The sequence below is a fragment of the Acidobacteriota bacterium genome, from assembly GCA_018268895.1.
Taxonomy (GTDB): Bacteria; Acidobacteriota; Terriglobia; order Terriglobales; family Acidobacteriaceae; genus Edaphobacter.
Genome location: JAFDVP010000007.1, coordinates 211,156 through 229,333, shown reverse-complemented (window position 1 = coordinate 229,333; position 18,178 = coordinate 211,156). Strand labels below are relative to the sequence as shown.

Here is an 18,178-nt window from a genome sequence, read left to right as displayed (position 1 = left end):
CCGCGTCGGTCCGTGTCGATCCGCGCTTCCATTTGCTTGTGCGATGCGCGCAGATTAACATCGAGCCTGAAGAAACAGTGAGAGGTGGTTTTCCATGGAAATATCGAGTGCTGCGCGCCGGCCTGAAGACATCGCGCTGGACCTGCTGAAGTTCGTCGCCAGCCACGCCAACATCGCCAGCAAGACCACAGGAGCGACCGGCTTTGCGGCGACCCCGGCCGTCAAGGCCGACGACCAGGTGACACACCTTCTTGAGCTTTACGCACGCTGCCGCGCGGCGGTTGAAGCTCCCATCGAGTAAGTGGCCCCATTGTCAGCGAACGATACTCCACTTCGCGTTGCCGTGATTGGCGCGGGTGCATTTGGCCGCAATCATCTGCGTGTGTATGACGGACTGGCGCAGGCGGGCGAAGCTCTCAAGCTGGTCGCCGTTGTTGACGGCGATGCGAAGGCTCTCGCCGAGGCCACGTCGAAGTTCGGTATTCCCGGCTTCGCTTCCGTTGCAGAGTGCCTCGTCGCGACCAGGGTCGACGCCGCTTCAGTCTGCGTGCCGACGGTGCATCATCGCGCCGTGGCCGAAGAGTTGATCGCTGAGGGCGTGGACGTGCTGATCGAGAAGCCGATCGCGCCGAGTCTCGAAGACGCGGACAGCATCCTTGCATTGGCCGCAAGGCATGGCCGCATCGTGCAGGTGGGTCATCTGGAGCGCTTCAATCCTGCGGTCGCTGCCGCGCGGCGCGTCCTGAACAGGCCGATGTTCTTCGAGTCGCATCGGCTGAGTATCTTCACGCCGCGCTCGCTCGATGTGGATGTTGTACTCGACCTGATGATCCACGATCTCGACATCGTGCTCTCGCTGGTGGCGTCGCCGGTGCGCGAGGTGCGCGCGGTCGGCCTGCCCGTGCTGTCGCCGAAGGTCGACATCGCGAACGTGCGCGTCGAGTTTGAGTCGGGCTGCGTGGCCAACTTCACTGCCAGCCGCATCTCGACCGAGCGCGTGCGCAAGCTACGCTTCTTTCAGCCCCACCAGTATCTTTCGATCGACTTCGCGCGGCAGGACCTGCTGATGATCGACGTCACCGCCGCCGCCGGGATGGACATGGCGAAGCTGGTTGCCATGGCGCAACTTCTACAGGCGTCGCAGGGGACGGGCAATCATCCTTCGGCCGGGCTGTCGCTCAAGAAGGTCGACGTGCCGCCGGGCGAGCCGCTGCGGCTGGAGATCGCTGCGTTTCTCGACGCAGTGCGTACGCGGTCGACGCCGGTGGTCTCAGGCGAAGACGGGCGGGCGGCGCTGAAGCTGGCGCTCGAGATCAACGCGGCGATTGCTGCCCACGCGGGCCGGGCCGGGCTGAAGATCTAACAATCCTCCTGGCAAAGAACGGCGCAATCAACTTAAAACAAACGGTTTACGCCATATTATGGCCTGTTGGCGATTGGCCGCACCACTGCGTTGAATGAAGTTTGAGCGGCTGGCACCATCCGGCGTAACCCGGCCAGCCTTGATAGAATCAGATTAAGCAGCGAAGGAGCGCACAATGGCGACAATTCTGGAACAGCTTCGTGGAATGACCACCGTGGTTTCCGATACCGGTGACATCAATGCAATCAAACAGTTCAAGCCGACGGACTCGACCACCAACCCGTCGCTCATCCAGGCCGCCGCGGGCATGCCTGAGTATCAGTCCATCGTGGACGACGTTTTGCAGCAGGCCCGCAGGGACGCCGGAGCCAGTGCCACCGACGAGCAGGTCGCCGCGCAGGCCTTCAAGACCCTCGCCGTCGCCTTCGGCAAGAAGATTCTGGAGATTATCCCCGGCCGCGTCTCTACAGAAGTGGATGCGCGCATCTCCTACGACACCGAGAAGTCCATCGAGACGGCCCGCGACATCATCAAGCAGTACGAGAGCGCCGGCATCTCGCGTGAGCGCGTGCTGATCAAGCTTGCCTCCACCTGGGAGGGCATCAAGGCCGCCGAGGTGCTCGAGAAGGAAGGCATCCACTGCAACATGACCCTGCTCTTCGGCCTGCACCAGGCCATTGCCTGCGCCGAGGCGAAGGTCACCCTGATCTCGCCCTTCGTCGGCCGCATCCTCGACTGGTACAAGAAGGACACCGGCAAGGACTACGTTGGCGCCGAAGACCCGGGGGTCATCTCGGTCACCACGATCTATAACTATTACAAGCACTTCGGCTACAAGACCCAGGTCATGGGAGCCAGCTTCCGCAACACAGGCGAGATCATCGAGCTGGCCGGCTGCGACCTGCTGACCATCGCTCCGAAGCTGCTTGCCGAGCTGGAAGCCGGGCAGGGAACGCTCGAGCGCAAGCTCGACCCGGCCAAGGCCAAGGCGATGAAGATCGAGAAGCTGACGATGGACAAGGCGACCTTCGACAAGATGCACACCGCCGACCGCATGGCCAGCGACAAGCTGAAGGAGGGCATCGACGGCTTCTCCAAGGCCCTCGTCGAGCTGGAGCACACGTTGGCCAAGCGGCTCACCGAGATCTCGGAGCCGGCCGCAGCACGCTAACACCTGTTTTCAACCGGAAGCCGAAAAGACCGCGCATCGCGCGGTCTTTTTCTTTTCTCGCCTGCGCCAAGGCTGTCATTCTGCTGAGCGAAGCGAAAAATCCTCGCATTTTTCCACTGCCGCCATCAATTTTTTCCTCAGGATGATCCCGCCAGCTACTATCGTCTCTTTCTCGCGGGGAAATAAAACTACTGAGATTCTTCGCCTGCGGTTCAGAATGAACGGCTTGAAAGGACGATTAAGACGAACAATGCTGGAAAAAAGTTGACGCTCCAGCGTATTTTTTTGGGGAAATTCCCTTAAAAACATCTCTTCGGAAAAAGTTTCGGGTATATTGGACAAAAATTTAGAGGGCTGTTTTAGAAGATGTGTGGAATTGCAGGATTTACCCATGTCGCCCATACCTTCCTTTCCGAGAGAATTATCGAAGCGGTGGATTCCATCATTCACCGGGGCCCCGATGACCAGTCTGCGTGGCAGAGTTCGTCCGCCTCGCTTGGCGCCACCCGGCTCCGGGTAATCGACCCTGCGGCCGGAGCCCAGCCCGTAGTCTCCGATAACAAAGATTTTGTGCTCGTCTTCAACGGCGAGGTCTACAACCACGCCGAGCTGCGACGTGAGCTTGTCGCCCGAGGCCATGCCTTCCGCACCGCCTGCGACACCGAGGTCGTGTTGCACGCCTTTATGGAGTGGGACACAGCCTGCATCGAGAAGCTCCGCGGCATGTTCGGGTTCGCCATCTGGCAGGAGTCGCGCCGCCGTCTGATCCTCGCCCGCGACCGTATGGGCATCAAGCCGCTCTACTACGCCCGCAACGGACGCGACATCTACTTCGGCTCCGAGATGAAGGCTGTGCTGTGCCACCCCGAGGTCTCGCGCCGGATCGACCTCAACGCGCTGGACACCTATCTGGGCATGAACTACGTTCCCGGCTCGCACACCCTCGCCGCCGGGGTGCAAAAGCTGATGCCCGGCTGCTTCCTCGCCTGGCAGGACGGCGAGATCTCCACGCACCGCTACTGGCAGATCGATCGCGCCGATCTGAGCGCGCACACCAGCTTCGGCGACTCCACCGAGCGGCTGGGCGAGCTGATCTCGCAGTCGGTCAAGGAGCACCTGACGGCCGACGTTCCGGTTGGCGTGTGGCTCAGCGGAGGGCTCGACTCCTCCACCATGCTGCACTACGCCAGCCAGCACGCCTCCACGCCGCTCAACACCTTCTCCATCACCTTCAACGGCCGCGAGTTCAATGAAGCGCCCTACCTGCGCGAGATGGCCTCACGCTACGGCACCCGCCACCACGAGCTCGACCTCGACGCCTCGGTCGTCACGCCCGACTCCATCGTCGAGATGGCTTACTACGCCGACGAGCCCAACGCCGACGCCGGCGCTGTCCCCGTCTGGCACCTGTCGCGGATGTCGGCAAAGCACGTCACAGTAGCGCTCTCGGGCGAGGGAGCCGATGAACTCTTTGGCGGCTACATCACCTACCTGGCCGACAAATATGCACGCCGCGCCCGCATGGTTCCCCGCAGCATCCGTCGCCTATCGCTGCGCTCCGCCAACCGCCTGCGTGCGTCGAACAAAAAGATCGGCCTCGACTACAAGCTGCAACGCTTCCTGCACGGCACGCTGCTCGACGAGCGCAGCTCGCACATCTTCTGGAACGGCACCTTCTCGCAGCAGCAGCGGCGCGACCTGATGATCTCCGAGAACAGCACGCACATTCTCAAGCTGCTGGCCACCATTCCGGCCGGAGGGGACGTTCGCCGCTTCATGGCCTTCGACCAGGCGTACTACCTGCCGGACAACCTGCTGGTGAAGGTCGACCGCATGAGCATGGCGCACTCGCTCGAGGTGCGGCCGGCCTTCCTCGACCACCGCATCGTCGAGTTCGCCGCGACCCTGCCGGCCAACTACTGCATCCGTGGCCGCAACCTCAAGCTGTTGCTGCGCAACCTGATGAAGGACAAGTTGCCCCAGAGCATCCTCTGCAAGAAGAAGCAGGGCCTCGATATTCCCGTGCACGACTGGCTGCGCGGCCACCTGAAGCCGCTGCTGCTCGACACGCTCGACAGAAAGACGGTGGAGGAGACGGGCATTATCTACTGGCCGCATCTTGAATCGCTCATCAAGCTGCATATGGAAAGAAAGGCAAACTACGGGTATCATCTGTGGGGCATGATGATGCTCTTCCTGTGGATCAAACAATGGAATATCCAGTGCGACGAGGACATCGAAGCCCCGGTGGACTACTCCGCCGTCTCGGCCTGAGCCGCGTCGCGGCTGAGATGGATGGGGCACCCGGAAATCGACGCCACGACACAATCTAAATGTGTCATCCTGAGCGAAGCATCTCGCAGTCTCATCGCGAGATGCGCAGTCGAAGAGCCTGCCCTGAGCTTGCCGAAGGGACCTGCATTTTGTCTCATTCATGGAAACTGTTCTGGAAAAACCGAAGAATACAAACCGCCTGAGTGTAAACGCCATCGTCCTGATCGTCGCGGCGCTCTCGTTCCTTCCGCTCGTGCTCTCGCCACCGCACCTGATGGACGACGTCGACGCGGTGCAGGCGCAGATCGCGCGCAACATGCTTGAGAGCGGGGACTTCGTCACGGCGCGGCTCAACGGTATCGCGTATCTCGAAAAATCGCCGCTCATCTACTGGATCATGGCGGCCTCGTACAAGGTCTTCGGTGTGCACGACTGGGCGGCAAGGCTTCCGCTCGCCTTCATCAACATCGCGCTCTGCTGGGTGACGGCGCGGTTCGCGCTGTGGGCCTTCGGGCGCCGCGCGGCGATCTACTCGGGCACCATCCTCGCCACCTGCATCGGCATCTTCCTCTTCACGCGCATTCTCATCCCCGACGCCGCGCTCACGCTCACCATCACACTGGCTCTGTGGTCGATGCTGCGCCTGCTCGACGACGACGAGCCGCACCCCGCGCGCTGGTTCTTCGCGCTCTACCTCTCGCTGGCCTGCGGCTTGCTGCTCAAGGGGCTCGTCGCCGCTGTCTTCCCCGTCATCATCGCAGCGATCTATCTCGCGATCACGCGGCAGACGTCACTCGGCGAGATCATCCGCCGTCTGCGTCCGCTCAGCGGACTCGTCCTCGTGCTCGTCGTCGCCGCGCCGTGGCACATCCTCGCTACACTCGCCAATCCGCCGTACTTCGACTGGACCATGCACTCCAGCCCCGGCGAGTACCACGGCTTCTTCTGGTTCTACTTCCTCAACGAGCACCTCTTCCGCTTCCTCAACATGCGCTATCCGCGCGACTACAACACCGTGCCGCGCGTCTGGTTCTGGCTGCTGCACTTCGCATGGCTGTTTCCGTTTTCGTTGACCTTGCCCGTCGCGCTCAAGCGCGGCATCGTTCGCGGCCCCGCTGTCGCCACACGTGAAGGCCGGACGCGCATCCTCGCGCTGGTCTGGATCCTCTTCATCCTCTGCTTCTTCACGCTCTCCACCACGCAGGAGTACTACTCGCTGCCTATCTATCCCGCGCTGGCCATGCTGCTCGCGTACCACCTCGCATCGCGCGAGGAGTACCCGAAACCCGCGCGCATCGCGCTGATCGGAATTCTCGGCACGTGCCTCGCGGCGATCGTCTTCCTTCTCGCATGCACGGCGAAGCTGCCCACGCCCGGCGACATCTCCGAGGCGTTGACGCAGAACCCCGACCTCTACACGCTCTCGCTCGGCCACATGAGCGACCTCACGCTGAAGTCCTTCGCCTACCTGCGCATCCCGCTCGTCGTCGCAGGATGCGGCCTGCTGGTCGGCGTCGCCGGCCTCCTGCGTACGCGCAAGACGGGAGCGACCGTCGCCGTGCTCGCCGTGACGATGCTTTGTTTCATCCAGGCGGCGCGCCTCGCGCTCATCAAGTTCGACCCCTACCTCGGCTCGTACCAGCTTGCAGAAGCACTGGAGCAATCGCCGCCGGGACAACTCATCGAAGGCGACGCCTACTACGCCTTCTCGGCGACCTTCTTCTATACCAACCGCACAGCGCTGCTATGGAACGGCCGCAGCGCCAACCTCGAGTACGGCAGCTACGCGCCGGACGCGAAGCAGGTCTTCATCGGCGACAACGAACTCAAAGCACACTGGGAGAGCCCCGAGCGCACCTACCTGCTGGTTTGGGGCGCGGACATGCCACACCTCAAACAGCTTCTCGGCGACAAGATGAAGATCGTCGCCACGAGTGGCGGAAATTATCTGCTGAGCAACCAGTAGTCGCGATGTTTTGTTTGTCATTCCGTAGCGCAGCGAAGGAATGTGCTTTTCCAGTGAGGCACCGTACTGGGTGCCCCATCTTCTGCGCGGCTTCATCGCGCCTAAGGTGGGTATTCGAGCGAAGCTCGAACCGTTGTGTTAAGGGCACGGCTTTAGCCGTGCCGTAAGACGTTCCAGGATGGAAAAGGGCTTTAGCCCCTGAGGTCCCGTGTCTGTACGAACGAAGCATACCTCAGCGGCTAAAGCCGCTTCTTAGTGAAGCTGTGGCGGCATGGCTGAAGCCATGGCCTTAACAAAACACAACAATCTACAAAATGTACCGGCTCAGGTCCTGGTCCTTCACGATCGAGGCCACCTGCTGGCGCACGTACTCCGGGTCGACGACGATCACCTTCTCCTTCACGCCGTTCGTCTCGCGCTCGATCACCGGCAGAGGCGAGGCCTGCGTCGGCCCTCCCGTCAGAGGAGCCGAGGCCGCAATCTGCGCCACGACTCCCTCCTCCGTCGGCTCCGTCCGCGAAGCCTTCATCAGGTCGGGAGCCTGGAAGCTGATCTCGTCGAGCACGCGCTCAAGAATCGTGTGCAGACGGCGCGCGCCGATGTTCTCTGTCGTCTCGTTCACCTTGAAGGCAAACTGCGCCATCTCCGCGATGGCTTCTTTCGTGAACTCGAGCTTCAGCCCTTCTGTCTCCAGCAGCGCCGTCGACTGCTTCACCAGCGATGACTTCGGCTCCGTCAGGATGCGCACGAAGTCCTCGACGGTGAGCGATTGCAACTCGACGCGGATCGGGAAACGCCCTTGCAACTCGGGGATCAGGTCGCTCGGCTTCGATACATGAAACGCACCCGCAGCGATGAACAGAATGTGGTCGGTCGAGACCATGCCATACTTCGTGTTCACCGTCGTGCCTTCGACGATGGGAAGAATGTCGCGCTGCACGCCCTCACGCGAGACATCAGGCCCATGCCCACCCTCGCGTCCGGCGATCTTGTCGATCTCGTCGAGAAAGACCATGCCCGAGTCCTCGACGCGCTCCACCGCGAGCCGCGTCACCTGGTCCATGTCGATCAGGCGGTTCTCCTCCTCCTGCACCAGGTAGTCGAACGCCTCGGCGACCTTCATCTTGCGCTTCTTTGTGCGCTGACCAAACAACCCGGGGATCATGTCCTTGAGGTTGATGTCCATCTCCTCGGTGCCCTGGTTGGTGATGATCTCGAAGCTCGGCATGTTGCGATCGCGCACTTCCAGATCCACCATGCGCTCATCCAGCTTGCCCTCGCGGAACTGCTGCCGCAGCTTCTCGCGTGTGCGCTGCTCGCGCTCGCCGGGCTTGTCTTCAACGGGCACAGAGCCGTTTTCAGGAGTCACCGCCGGAAGCTGAATCACGTTCGTCCCCGGAACCTCGGTCGCAGCCGCTGCCACCGTCGCCGCTGGCGTGGGAGGAAGCAGCAGGTCGAGCAGGCGGTCTTCGGCGGCCATCTCGGCCTTGTCTTCCACCTCCTCCATCTTTTCTTCGCGCACCATGTCGATGGCGATCTCCACCAGGTCGCGCACGATCGACTCCACATCGCGGCCAACGTAGCCGACCTCGGTGAACTTCGATGCCTCCACCTTAAGAAACGGCGAGTTCGTCAGCTTCGCCAGCCGCCGCGCGATCTCCGTCTTACCCACGCCGGTCGCGCCGATCATGATGATGTTCTTCGGCATGATCTCGTCCGCCAGCTCCGGCGCAAGCTTCTGCCGGCGCATGCGGTTGCGCAGCGCAATCGCCACGGCGCGCTTGGCGGCCTGCTGGCCGACGACGTACTTGTCCAGCTCAGCGACGATCTCGCGCGGAGTCATCTCATCGAGCGCAAGCGCCTGGTCTTCTGCGGTTCCGGGTAGATAGATTGCCATAATTATTTACTTCTTTCTTTCTCGTAAAACTCGCGGTGAAAAGCAAAGTGTTCCGCGTTCTTTTCTTCCCACGTGATTCTGCGGATAGGAGCATCGAGGTCTACAGCGGGATCGTTTTGGTAGGCAGCCATGCTTAGCTCCAGCATTTTTCGAAAGCGCTCCGCCAACTCACCTCGCGAAGGTTCTTTCGGCTTACCTGAATTGGCAGGTGTCTTCTTCACGACGTCTTCAGCTCCTCAATGAGCACCTTGTCATTGGTATAGATACAAATCTCACCCGCGATCTTCATCGACTTCTCCGCGACCTCGCGCGCGCTTAGCTCGGTGTTCTCCATCAGCGCACGTCCGGCGGCCAGCGCGAAGCTGCCTCCACTTCCGATCGCGCAGATGCCCTCGTCCGGGTCGATCACGTCGCCGGTTCCCGACAGCATCAGCGTCGACTTGGCATCGGCCACAATCAGCAGCGCCTCCAACTGGCGCAGCATCTTGTCGGTGCGCCAGTCCTTGGCGAGCTCCACCGCCGCGCGGCCCAGATTTCCGGCGTACTGCTCCAGCTTCGTCTCAAAGCGCGAGAACAGCGAGAAGGCGTCCGCCGTTGACCCCGCAAAGCCTGCCAGCACCTTGTCCTGGTACAGCCGGCGAATCTTCTTCGCCGAATGCTTCATCACCGTCGCACCCAGCGACACCTGTCCATCCGCCGCCATCACCACCGAGTCGCCTCGCCGGACACAAACCACCGTCGTCGAGCGGACACGGCGTCCCTCCCCCAGATCGAGGGGGTGGGCAATGGAGTTCAGACTGAGCGGTTTTTCCTGCTGCAAACGGGGGGGAGACTTCGAAAGATCGCGTTTTTTAGGCACATCCCAGTATATCGCCCCGCCTGCCGGCCCGTGCCAAACCTCCAGTACGCCGGGTGCCCCATACATGCGGCTTCATCGCATGTGTGGGTTCATTCGAGCGAAGCTCGACCCGTCTTACACCGCTACAGGCCGGGTGCCCTATCCTTCGCGGTAGCGAAGGGTGGGATGAACGATCTTCGTCCCGGTACAGATCGGATTCATTCCCACCCTTGCTGCGCAAGGATGGGGCACCCAAGCACCCTGGCATGTAAAAACGAATTCGGCAGGATACCCGGAACCTCTCCGGATACGCCTCCCCCAAACCGGCCATTCGCCCACCGCCGGGGCTGGGCTATGCTTCTTCTCAGGACTCCTTCGTGCTCTCTTCTCTGCCAGAGATGCTCTCTCCCGCACTGCGCTCCCCGCGCAATACGCTGGCGATTGCCGCCACAGCGGCAGCAGTTGGAGGCATCGCCTGGTACCTGCTCCGCAAGCCGCGCCCCTCCATCGAAGACATGGAACGCGCCCGCCGCGAAGAGCTGGCCGCCAAAGGGCGCATCACCGACGGCAGCATCACCGAGACAGCCGAAGGCCACCTGCACCACTCCGCCGAGACCGAGGACAGCCACTCCACGCCGCAGGTGATCGTCTACAACTACCGCATCGCCGGAGTCAGCTACGAGGCCGCGCAGGACGTCACCACGTTGTCGGACCTCGTTCGCGACATACGCACCGACCTGCCCGTGCAGGTGCGCTACGAGCCGCACAACCCCGCCAACAGCATCGTTGTAGCAGAAAATTGGAGCGGCCTGCGCCTGAGCGCGGACACCCCCCGGCCCATCCTCGGCATCGACCGCCATCTGCAGGAGAGCCGCGACCACGCCACCCACGCGGACTGAAGCACCTTCGCAGGACTACACTTAACCCATGCACATGGTCGCCGGACCAAACCGCCGTATGCAGAACGTCCTGAAGCTCTCCATGGGGCTTACTGCGGCCTATGTGCTGGCGACGTTTCTCTTCGGCCTCAAGGCCCACTCGCTCGCGCTGATCTCCGAGGCCGGCCACAACCTCTCCGACCTGCTGGCCATTGTGCTCTCCTACGTCGCCGTCTACTTCCAGTCGCGTCCCGCGAACGACGAGAAGACCTTCGGCTACCAGCGCGCGGGCGTGCTCGCCGCCTTCGTCAACGCGGCCACGCTGGTCGTGCTCTCCGTGTGGATCGCCATCACCGCCATCCATCGCCTGAGCGTGCCGGTCGAGGTGGAGCCCGAGCTGATGATGGAGGTCGCCGCCGCCGGCGTCATCATGAACGGCACCGTCGCCGCGCTGCTCTGGAAGTTTTCGGGCGACGTCAACATTCGCAGCGTCTTTCTGCACATGCTTGGCGACACGCTCTCGACCGCCGCGGTCATCGTGGGCGGCGCCGCCATCCTCGCCACGCACCGAAGCTGGGTCGACCCCGTGCTCTCGCTGCTGATCGCCGCCATGATCCTGTGGAGTTCGGTCGGCATCATTCGCGAGACGCTCAACATCCTGCTGGAAGGGACGCCGCGAGGCATCAAGCTGCCCGCCGTCCGCGAGGCGATGGCGGGCGTCGAAGGCGTACTCGACGTCCACGACCTCCACGTCTGGAGTCTCGGCGCAAGCTCGCATGCGCTGGCCAGCCACATCACGGTCTGCGAGATGCCTGCGTCGGAGTGCGCGCGCATCCTCAACGCCATCAACACGCGGCTTCATGACAGCTTCCACATCACCCACACCACCATCCAATTCGAGACGACCGGTTGCGAGACCACGCACGGCTGCAGCTCACCCCCCGAAGCGGAAGAGGTCGGCGCGCACGGCCACCACCATCACGGCCACGACCACTCGCACTGAGCTGATCTCACCGACCGGAGTTACTTGTGTCATCCTGAGCGAAGCGGCGTAGCAGCGGAGTCGAAGGACCTGCGTTTTATCCACGCCAGACACAGTTCGAAAGACATCAGACACCCTCGAAAACCACAGATCCTTCGACTCCGCTGCGCTCCGCTCAGGATGACAAAGTTGAGGAGAGAGATCACTCGACCCGAGAACGCAAAGACTGTGCGAAAAGCATTTCGAGAAGAGCGTCCGCCATTTGGCGGATCGACACAGTTCGCAATGGTCCAGATTGCCGAACCGAGGCCCTTCCACTTCGACAAACAGATGTTCCGGGCGTGATAGCGCCAAAGATCAAGGGCACAGACAAAGCTGTGCCCTTGATAAACACCTGTATCCGTTACAAATTTAAGCCAGCGTTGCGTCCAGTGTAATCTCGGCGCCCTTCAGCACCTTCGACACCGGACAGCCGACCTTGGCGTTGCCCGCCAGCTCGTCAAACTTCGCCTTGTCGATGCCCGGCACCTTCGACGTGTTCGTGAGGTGAATCTTCGTGATCGTCGGCTTATCGTGCAGGTCGAGCGTGACGACGGCCCTGGTCTCAATACTCTCCGGCTTGAAGCCCGCTTCGGTCAACTGCGCGCTCAGCGCCATCGTGTAGCAGCCGGCGTGCGCGGCGGCGATCAACTCCTCGGGATTGGTGCCCACGCCCTCGGCAAAACGGGCGGCGAAGCTGTACTGCGTCTCCTTGAGCGTGCCGCTCTGGGTGCTGATCGTTCCCTTACCCTCTTTCAATGTGCCGTGCCATACGGCGCTTGCGTAGCGATCCATGTCCCTCTCCTTTGTCTTCAACCGGTTGCGTCAGAGTCCGTGCCGGTAATTTGACGGTACATGATTCGATGCCTCCGGGTCGCGCGGCGGCGGTTGAAAAATTCGTAAAGTGCGCTAGGCTTGCAAAATGTCTCTCTCATCCGCATCCGCAGGCGAAACGGCCGAGCCTTTGCCTGAAACGGTCCAGTGCCCGATTAAGGCTGAGCACCATCAGGTCTATTGCCCCACCTGCTCCTCGCGGCTCGAAGACAGCCGCTGCAAGCTCATCTGCCGCACCTGCGGCTACTTCCTGAGCTGCGCCGATTTTTTTTACTGAGACGTACCGAGGATACGGCCGGGCGGCGCAAAGATCTCTCATTCCCACCCTTATCCGCCATACGGCTAAGGATGGGCACCCGGAGTTTCAAATCCGGTACACGCGCCACGAAGTGACCTGCTATCGTTTCATCGATGAAGAAACGACGCGCGCTGAACGTATCTGCCTGTCTTGCCACGCTTGCCATCACTGCATCCGCGCTGGCGGCTCCGCCCAAAGGCAACATCGACGAGGTGAACAGCTACATCGGCACCGGCTCCGGCCCGATCGGCTACGGCGGGACCATGCCCTTCGTCACGCCTCCCTTCGGCATGATCAACTGGACCGCGCAGACGAGGCAGAACAAGCTCAGCGTCGTCAGCTACAAGTACGAGGACACGAACATCCAGGGCTTTATGGGCACACACCAGCCCGCCATCTGGATGGGCGACTACGGCTACATCACGCTGGTTCCGCAGGTGGGACAACCTGCAACGACTCCTGAGGCGCGGCAGATGGCCTTCAAGCACTCCGACGAGATCGCGCGGCCCGACTACTACTCCGTGTGGATGACGGCGAAGGACGGCAGCCGCATCCGCGCCGAGATCACCGCGACCGAGCGCTGCTCGTACATGCGCTTCACCTTCCCCAATGGCAAAGCAGGGCGCGTGCTGGCGGAGATGTCGCGGCCCGGTGTTCCTGGCATGGTGAACCTCAACATTGCAAAGCATGAGTTCACCGGCTACAACCCCGACCGCACCGACCGCAACCTTGGGCCGTTCGTCCTGCCGAACTTCAAAGGCTACTTCGTTGTGGAGTTCCGCAGCGCATGGAAGAACGCCACGACCTACGGTATGGAAAACTATGGCGCGAAGGTCGCGCGCGGAGCCTACGCCGAGTTCGCCCCCGGCGAGACGGTCGAGGTGCGCGTCGGGACCTCGTTCCTCTCCGTCGACCAGGCGCGCGAGAACCTGCGCAAGGAGATTCCCGCCTGGGACTTCGACACCGTGCGCAACAAGCTGACTGCCGCGTGGAACAACAAGCTCGACCGCGTCCACATCGAGGGCGCGACCAACGACCAGCGAAAGATGGTCTACACCGCGCTCTACCACGCGCTGCTCTACCCCCGCGTCTTCTCCGAGTACGGCCGCTACTACTCGGCCTTCGACGACAAGATACATAACGGAGAGTCCTACACCGCCTACTCCATCTGGGACACCTTCCGCGCCGAGAGCAGCATGATCGCGCTGATGGCCCCGGAGCGCGTGCCTGGCATGATCACGGCGCTGTTGCAGAACTTCAAAGAAGGCGGATGGATGCCGAAGTGGCCCAACCCCTCTTACACCAACATCATGATCGGCACACATGCCGACTCGCTGGTCGCCGAGGCCATCAACAAGGGCTTCACCGGCTTCGACCGCAAGACCGCGTGGGAGGCCGTCTACAAGGACGCGATGACGCCGCCCGACGGCGACACCACGCGCCGCTGGCTCGACCGCGAGCCGCACACGCCCTATGAGGCGCGCGGCGGCCTGACCTACTACAAGCAGCTCGGCTACATCCCCACCGACAAGACCGACGAGGCCTCCTCGCGCACCATCGAAGACAGCTACGACGACTGGTGCGTGGCGCAGGTCGCCAAAGCGCTTGGCCGCGAGAAGGACTACGAGTTCTTCCTCCATCGGTCGCTCAACTACAAGAACCTCTACAACCCCGCGCTGGGGCTGATGAACGGCCGCACGTCCGACGGCAAGTGGGCGCCGATCGGAGGTCCGCGCGATACGCCCGGCAACCGCTCCGTCTCCGGCTGGACCGAGGGCGATGCGTGGGTGTACACCTGGGGCGCGTTCCACGACATCGCCGGAACGCTCGAGCTGATGGGCAGCGCGGACAAGTATAACGCGAAGCTCGACCAGCACTTCGCGGGCAAGCACAACGTTCACTCCAACGAGCCCAGCCACCACTACGGCTACCTGTACGACTACAGCGGCCAGCCATGGAAGACGCAGGCGAAGGTGCGCGAGATCGCCAACGCGGAGTACGCCAACCAGCCCGCCGGTCTCGACGGCGACGACGACTGTGGCCAGATGTCGTCGTGGTACCTCTTTACGGCGATGGGCTTCTACCCCGTGAATCCCGCGAGCGGCGACTACATGATCGGCAGCCCTATGTTCTCGAAGTTCGCCATGAAGCTGGGCAACGGCAAGACCTTCACGGTGAATGCAAAGAACGCCGGCGCGGCGAACCCCGGGGTCCCCGGCGAGCCCGCTCGCTGGGGTGGGAATATCTACATCCAGTCGGCAACGCTGAACGGCAAGCCGCTCAACGAACCCGTGATCCGCTACAAAGACATCATGCAGGGCGCAACGCTGGAGTTCGTGATGGGCCCGCAGCCGTCGAAGTGGGCAAGCGCATGGCGCGGGAAGCCAGTGGGAGCGAAGTAAATGAACGGTTTTTCCGACTCGTCGAACTTTTAAGAGTTGCGAGCGTATAGCACTCCTATGGACATTGCAAAGGAAGTTATGTTACTCCTTTGCAGTATCCATAGGAGTTAGTTAATGACCACCGACAGATCGGAAGTGTTACAGGGGACTTTGGACCTGATGATCCTGAAGACCCTGCACGCCCTAGGCCCGCAGCATGGCTTCGGTATCGCGCGTAGGATCGAGCAGCTCAGTGAAGATGTGCTCACCTTGAACGAAGGAACCGTCTACACATCGCTGCTCCGTCTCCAGCAGAAGAGCTGGATCACCAGTGTATGGGGCATATCGGAGAACAACCGTCGCGCGCGGTTTTACAGCATCACCAAACGCGGCCTGAAACAGCTTGCGGTTGAGATGGAGAACTGGGAGCGGATCTCCTCTGTAATCGGCCGTGTGCTGGCTCTTGAAGCTAAGGGTTAATCCTATGCCAAGCCTGACGGACCGCATACGCATCTTTCTGTCGAGACTCAAAGCGTTGTTTGCGCAGTCGGCGGACGACACTGCGTTCAGCGAAGAGGTTGAAGCGCACATCGGGATGCTGGCCGAGCAGTACGAGCGTCAGGGAATGGATACGGCCGAGGCAAAGCGTGCGGCACGGCGGCAGTTCGGAAATCTGACACTGCTCACACAGCAGAGGAAGGAAGCGAGGACGACCATGTTCTTTTACAACGTTGCGCGTGATCTGAGATATGGTGTGCGTCAACTGGTGAAGACACCTGTGTTCACCGTTGTATGTGTCCTTACACTGGGCCTTGGCGTGGGGGCGAACACGGCTGTGTTCAGCGTGATGCATGCGGTGCTGATGAAGATGCTGCCTGTGCATGACGCATCGAAGGTCGTCTACGTGCACACCACAGGCTTTCCCACGGGTGCGCACAATACCGGCGACGAGGCTACCTCGTTTTCTTACGCCGCATATCGCGAACTGCGCGAGCACAGCGGCCTCGCGGAGGTCATCGGCTTCATCCCGATGTCTTCCAGCGGAAAGGCGCCTGTGCGGGTTGGAACTGTTCCCGAAGAAGCAGCGGGAGACATGGTCAGCGGGAACTACTTCACCGGGTTAGGCGTTGGTGTAGAGCTGGGTCGCGGCCTCATCGAAAAGGATGAAGATGATCATGCCCCAAATGTCGTCATCAGCGAGAAGTTCTGGACGACGCACTATTCCCGCGATCCGGACGCGATCGGAAAGGCGCTCTTTATCAAGGCGCACCCCTTCACGATCATTGGCGTTGCAGCAAAAGGGTTCGAAGGAACCGAAGGTAGTCTTCCACTGGACTTCTGGATTCCGCTACAAAGCGATCCTGAATTCAATGCCTGGGGAAATCCAGCGGAGGACGGGACATATCTGACGATCCCTCAGTTCTGGTGCATGCGTCTGATGGCCCGGATACCGGCTGGGGTAAGCCGCGAGCAGGCATTGGCCAAGGCGCAGGGGATCTTCCAGCAGGCTGCCTATCTCGGGATCGCACAAAAGCGCGCAGGAGAGAAGATTCCGCAACTTTCGTTTCTCCCGGCAAAGCAGTTCGACAGTCAGGATGACTCTTTCGCGCGTTCCTTGAAGACGTTGATGGCGATGGTTGGTCTGGTGCTGTTGATCGCGATGTGTAACGTCGTCATGCTGCTGATGGCGCGTAACGCCAACCGGCAAAGAGAGTTCAGCATCCGCCTGGCACTGGGCGCAGGGCGCAGGGAGATCGCAAGACAGCTGCTGACCGAGAGCCTTCTGCTGGTAACGCTTGGTGGAGCGGCAGCGTGGATCTTCGCCTTGGGCGCAACGAAGGCTCTTGGCGCATGGGCGCGAATCGACTCGAACCTTCAGCCAGACACGACGGTTCTCTGGTTCACGCTGAGCATACTTCTGCTACTGGCTCTCGTCTTCGGCCTGGCTCCGCTGCGGGCAGCCATGTCTTCTGGGCCGGACATGGCGTTGCGCAGCTCGGCGGCTGCATCGCAAACGACGTCGCAAAAGGTACGCACCGGAAACATTGTCATCGTCACACAGGTCGCGATGTGTGTCGTGTTGCTGGTAGGAGCCGCATTGCTGCTGGGAACTCTACGCAATCTGATGAACATTCCTCTCGGCCAGAAACCAGCTGGCGTTCTCGTGTTCGGTGTTCATCCGCAACATGTGAAATCGAAGGAAGAGAGCATCGCATTCTTCGTCGGGTTGCAGCAGCGGCTGCGCTCGATACCTGGAGTCGAATCCGTCTCCTTCGCCTCCAATCGACCGGGGTCGGGATGGTCGAACAATAACGGTGGCCTCCTGGTCGATGGACACAAACCGAATGGAGTTGAGCCCGAGCAGGCTCAGTATCGAGAAAACATCGTTGGTTCGGACTACTTCCGCACCATGGGAGTGCCCATTGTGCAGGGAAGAGACTTCTCCGATGGAGACTCTGCCTCAGCCACGACGGTCATCATCGTCAACGAGACATTTGCAAAGAAATATCTCGGCACAACGAATGTTGTCGGCCATGTCCTCACGAATACCAGGGGGCTTAGGCCAAAGCTGATCGTAGGTGTCGTGAAAGACCACAAATATACCGGCATCACGGAAGAGACGCGGCCCATGCGGTGGGTTCTTTTCACCCAGGGCGGCCTTGAAAATGAGCTCAACGTTGAGATGCGCGTCAAAGGCAACCCCATGGAGATGCTGCCTACAGTACGCAAGTTCATGCAGCAGATCGATCCGGATATACCGCTGCTCGATCCCATGGCGCAGAGCGAAGTCTTCGAGCAATCGATCTCGCAGCAGATCATGTTTGCGCGCCTCGCTGGATGCTTCGGCATCCTCGCCATTGTTCTCATCGCTACGGGACTCTACGGAACCCTGTCTTATCGTGTGAACAGGCGCGGTGCGGAGATTGGCGTGCGGATGGCGCTCGGTGCACAACGCGCGCAGATCGTGTGGATGATTCTGCGCGGAAGTCTGTTGCTGACGGCAACTGGTGTCGCCATTGGCATACCGCTTGCGATGGCCGCCTCCAGAGGCCTGAAGAGCTCTCTCTACGGAGTCAAACCGCTGGACCTCACCAGCTATCTCTTTGCCATTATCGGGGTCGCTATTGTTGCGCTGGCAGCAAGTGGTCTGCCTGCCAGACGCGCAGGCAGCGTCGATCCTTCCGTTGCTCTTCGCGCAGAGTAGCGCGGTAGCGTCAGGATTCTTCTGAACCGGAACGCATGTACTTCGCTACAAT

Annotated in this window: 15 protein-coding genes; 10 read left to right on the top strand and 5 right to left on the bottom strand. The window is 61.1% G+C overall.

Features of this window, described 5'->3' with window-relative positions; translation table 11 throughout:
• The first annotated feature begins 94 nt into the window (after positions 1–94).
• The 3 genes from JSS95_08545 (at position 95) to JSS95_08535 (ending at position 2,534) form a co-directional block, all read left to right on the top strand.
• Positions 95–301, top strand: a complete 207-nt coding sequence (locus JSS95_08545; GenBank protein MBS1799859.1) for a hypothetical protein — start codon at positions 95–97, stop codon at positions 299–301.
• Positions 302–343: 42 nt separating this feature from the next.
• Entirely contained in the window at positions 344–1,363 is a 1,020-nt protein-coding gene (locus tag JSS95_08540) for a Gfo/Idh/MocA family oxidoreductase (GenBank protein ID MBS1799858.1), read from the top strand.
• Positions 1,364–1,538: 175 nt separating this feature from the next.
• On the top strand, positions 1,539–2,534 hold the full coding sequence (locus JSS95_08535; GenBank protein ID MBS1799857.1) for a transaldolase: 996 nt from the start codon (positions 1,539–1,541) through the stop codon (positions 2,532–2,534).
• Between the two features lie 75 nt (positions 2,535–2,609).
• Here the strand turns inward: JSS95_08535 and JSS95_08530 are convergent, their stop codons facing one another.
• Entirely contained in the window at positions 2,610–2,984 is a 375-nt protein-coding gene (locus tag JSS95_08530) for a hypothetical protein (GenBank protein ID MBS1799856.1), read from the bottom strand.
• On the opposite strand from JSS95_08530, the gene asnB reads away from it, so the two are divergent.
• Positions 2,901–4,808, top strand: a complete 1,908-nt coding sequence (asnB, locus tag JSS95_08525; protein MBS1799855.1) for an asparagine synthase (glutamine-hydrolyzing) — start codon at positions 2,901–2,903, stop codon at positions 4,806–4,808. The genes JSS95_08530 and asnB overlap by 84 nt on opposite strands.
• 274 nt (positions 4,809–5,082) lie before the next feature.
• Positions 5,083–6,774 (top strand): glycosyltransferase family 39 protein, encoded by a 1,692-nt coding sequence (locus JSS95_08520; protein MBS1799854.1) that lies wholly within the window; start codon positions 5,083–5,085, stop codon positions 6,772–6,774.
• A 307-nt stretch (positions 6,775–7,081) separates the two neighbouring features.
• Here JSS95_08520 and hslU read toward each other — a convergent pair whose 3' ends face one another.
• From hslU to hslV, 3 genes are read right to left on the bottom strand one after another with little or no spacing between them, the layout of a single operon-like run.
• Complete coding sequence (gene hslU / locus JSS95_08515; protein MBS1799853.1) at positions 7,082–8,671, bottom strand: ATP-dependent protease ATPase subunit HslU; 1,590 nt, start codon at positions 8,669–8,671, stop codon at positions 7,082–7,084.
• Positions 8,672–8,673: 2 nt separating this feature from the next.
• The gene (locus JSS95_08510; protein MBS1799852.1) at positions 8,674–8,892 is read right to left on the bottom strand and encodes a hypothetical protein; all 219 of its coding nucleotides are present in this window, start codon (positions 8,890–8,892) and stop codon (positions 8,674–8,676) included.
• Complete coding sequence (hslV, locus tag JSS95_08505) at positions 8,889–9,440, bottom strand: ATP-dependent protease subunit HslV (GenBank protein ID MBS1799851.1); 552 nt, start codon at positions 9,438–9,440, stop codon at positions 8,889–8,891. The genes JSS95_08510 and hslV overlap by 4 nt, the downstream gene beginning before the upstream one ends.
• A gap of 446 nt (positions 9,441–9,886) precedes the next feature.
• Between hslV and JSS95_08500 the strand changes: the two genes are divergently transcribed.
• Both JSS95_08500 and JSS95_08495 read left to right on the top strand, forming a co-directional pair.
• The gene (locus tag JSS95_08500; protein MBS1799850.1) at positions 9,887–10,408 is read left to right on the top strand and encodes a DUF3592 domain-containing protein; all 522 of its coding nucleotides are present in this window, start codon (positions 9,887–9,889) and stop codon (positions 10,406–10,408) included.
• Positions 10,409–10,436: 28 nt separating this feature from the next.
• Complete coding sequence (locus JSS95_08495; GenBank protein ID MBS1799849.1) at positions 10,437–11,390, top strand: cation transporter; 954 nt, start codon at positions 10,437–10,439, stop codon at positions 11,388–11,390.
• Positions 11,391–11,780: 390 nt separating this feature from the next.
• Here JSS95_08495 and JSS95_08490 read toward each other — a convergent pair whose 3' ends face one another.
• The gene (locus tag JSS95_08490) at positions 11,781–12,203 is read right to left on the bottom strand and encodes an OsmC family protein (GenBank protein MBS1799848.1); all 423 of its coding nucleotides are present in this window, start codon (positions 12,201–12,203) and stop codon (positions 11,781–11,783) included.
• A gap of 450 nt (positions 12,204–12,653) precedes the next feature.
• On the opposite strand from JSS95_08490, the gene JSS95_08485 reads away from it, so the two are divergent.
• The 3 genes from JSS95_08485 (at position 12,654) to JSS95_08475 (ending at position 18,126) form a co-directional block, all read left to right on the top strand.
• A complete protein-coding gene (locus tag JSS95_08485; GenBank protein ID MBS1799847.1) occupies positions 12,654–14,942 on the top strand; it encodes a GH92 family glycosyl hydrolase in 2,289 nt (762 codons plus the stop codon).
• A 114-nt stretch (positions 14,943–15,056) separates the two neighbouring features.
• The gene (locus JSS95_08480; GenBank protein MBS1799846.1) at positions 15,057–15,401 is read left to right on the top strand and encodes a PadR family transcriptional regulator; all 345 of its coding nucleotides are present in this window, start codon (positions 15,057–15,059) and stop codon (positions 15,399–15,401) included.
• Positions 15,402–15,414: 13 nt separating this feature from the next.
• Positions 15,415–18,126, top strand: a complete 2,712-nt coding sequence (locus JSS95_08475) for an ABC transporter permease (protein ID MBS1799845.1) — start codon at positions 15,415–15,417, stop codon at positions 18,124–18,126.
• The last annotated feature ends 52 nt before the right edge of the window (positions 18,127–18,178 follow it).

Bases quoted from the DNA above. Each gene is read 5' to 3' on its own strand.
- JSS95_08545 (MBS1799859.1), top strand. From the start codon at position 95: ATGGAAATATCGAGTGCTGCGCGCCGGCCTGAAGACATCGCGCTGGAC.
- JSS95_08535 (MBS1799857.1), top strand. From the start codon at position 1,539: ATGGCGACAATTCTGGAACAGCTTCGTGGAATGACCACCGTGGTTTCC.
- asnB (MBS1799855.1), top strand. From the start codon at position 2,901: ATGTGTGGAATTGCAGGATTTACCCATGTCGCCCATACCTTCCTTTCC.
- JSS95_08520 (MBS1799854.1), top strand. From the start codon at position 5,083: ATGGACGACGTCGACGCGGTGCAGGCGCAGATCGCGCGCAACATGCTT.
- hslU (MBS1799853.1), bottom strand. From the start codon at position 8,671: ATGGCAATCTATCTACCCGGAACCGCAGAAGACCAGGCGCTTGCGCTC.
- JSS95_08495 (MBS1799849.1), top strand. From the start codon at position 10,437: ATGCACATGGTCGCCGGACCAAACCGCCGTATGCAGAACGTCCTGAAG.
- JSS95_08490 (MBS1799848.1), bottom strand. From the start codon at position 12,203: ATGGATCGCTACGCAAGCGCCGTATGGCACGGCACATTGAAAGAGGGT.
- JSS95_08485 (MBS1799847.1), top strand. From the start codon at position 12,654: ATGAAGAAACGACGCGCGCTGAACGTATCTGCCTGTCTTGCCACGCTT.
- JSS95_08480 (MBS1799846.1), top strand. From the start codon at position 15,057: ATGACCACCGACAGATCGGAAGTGTTACAGGGGACTTTGGACCTGATG.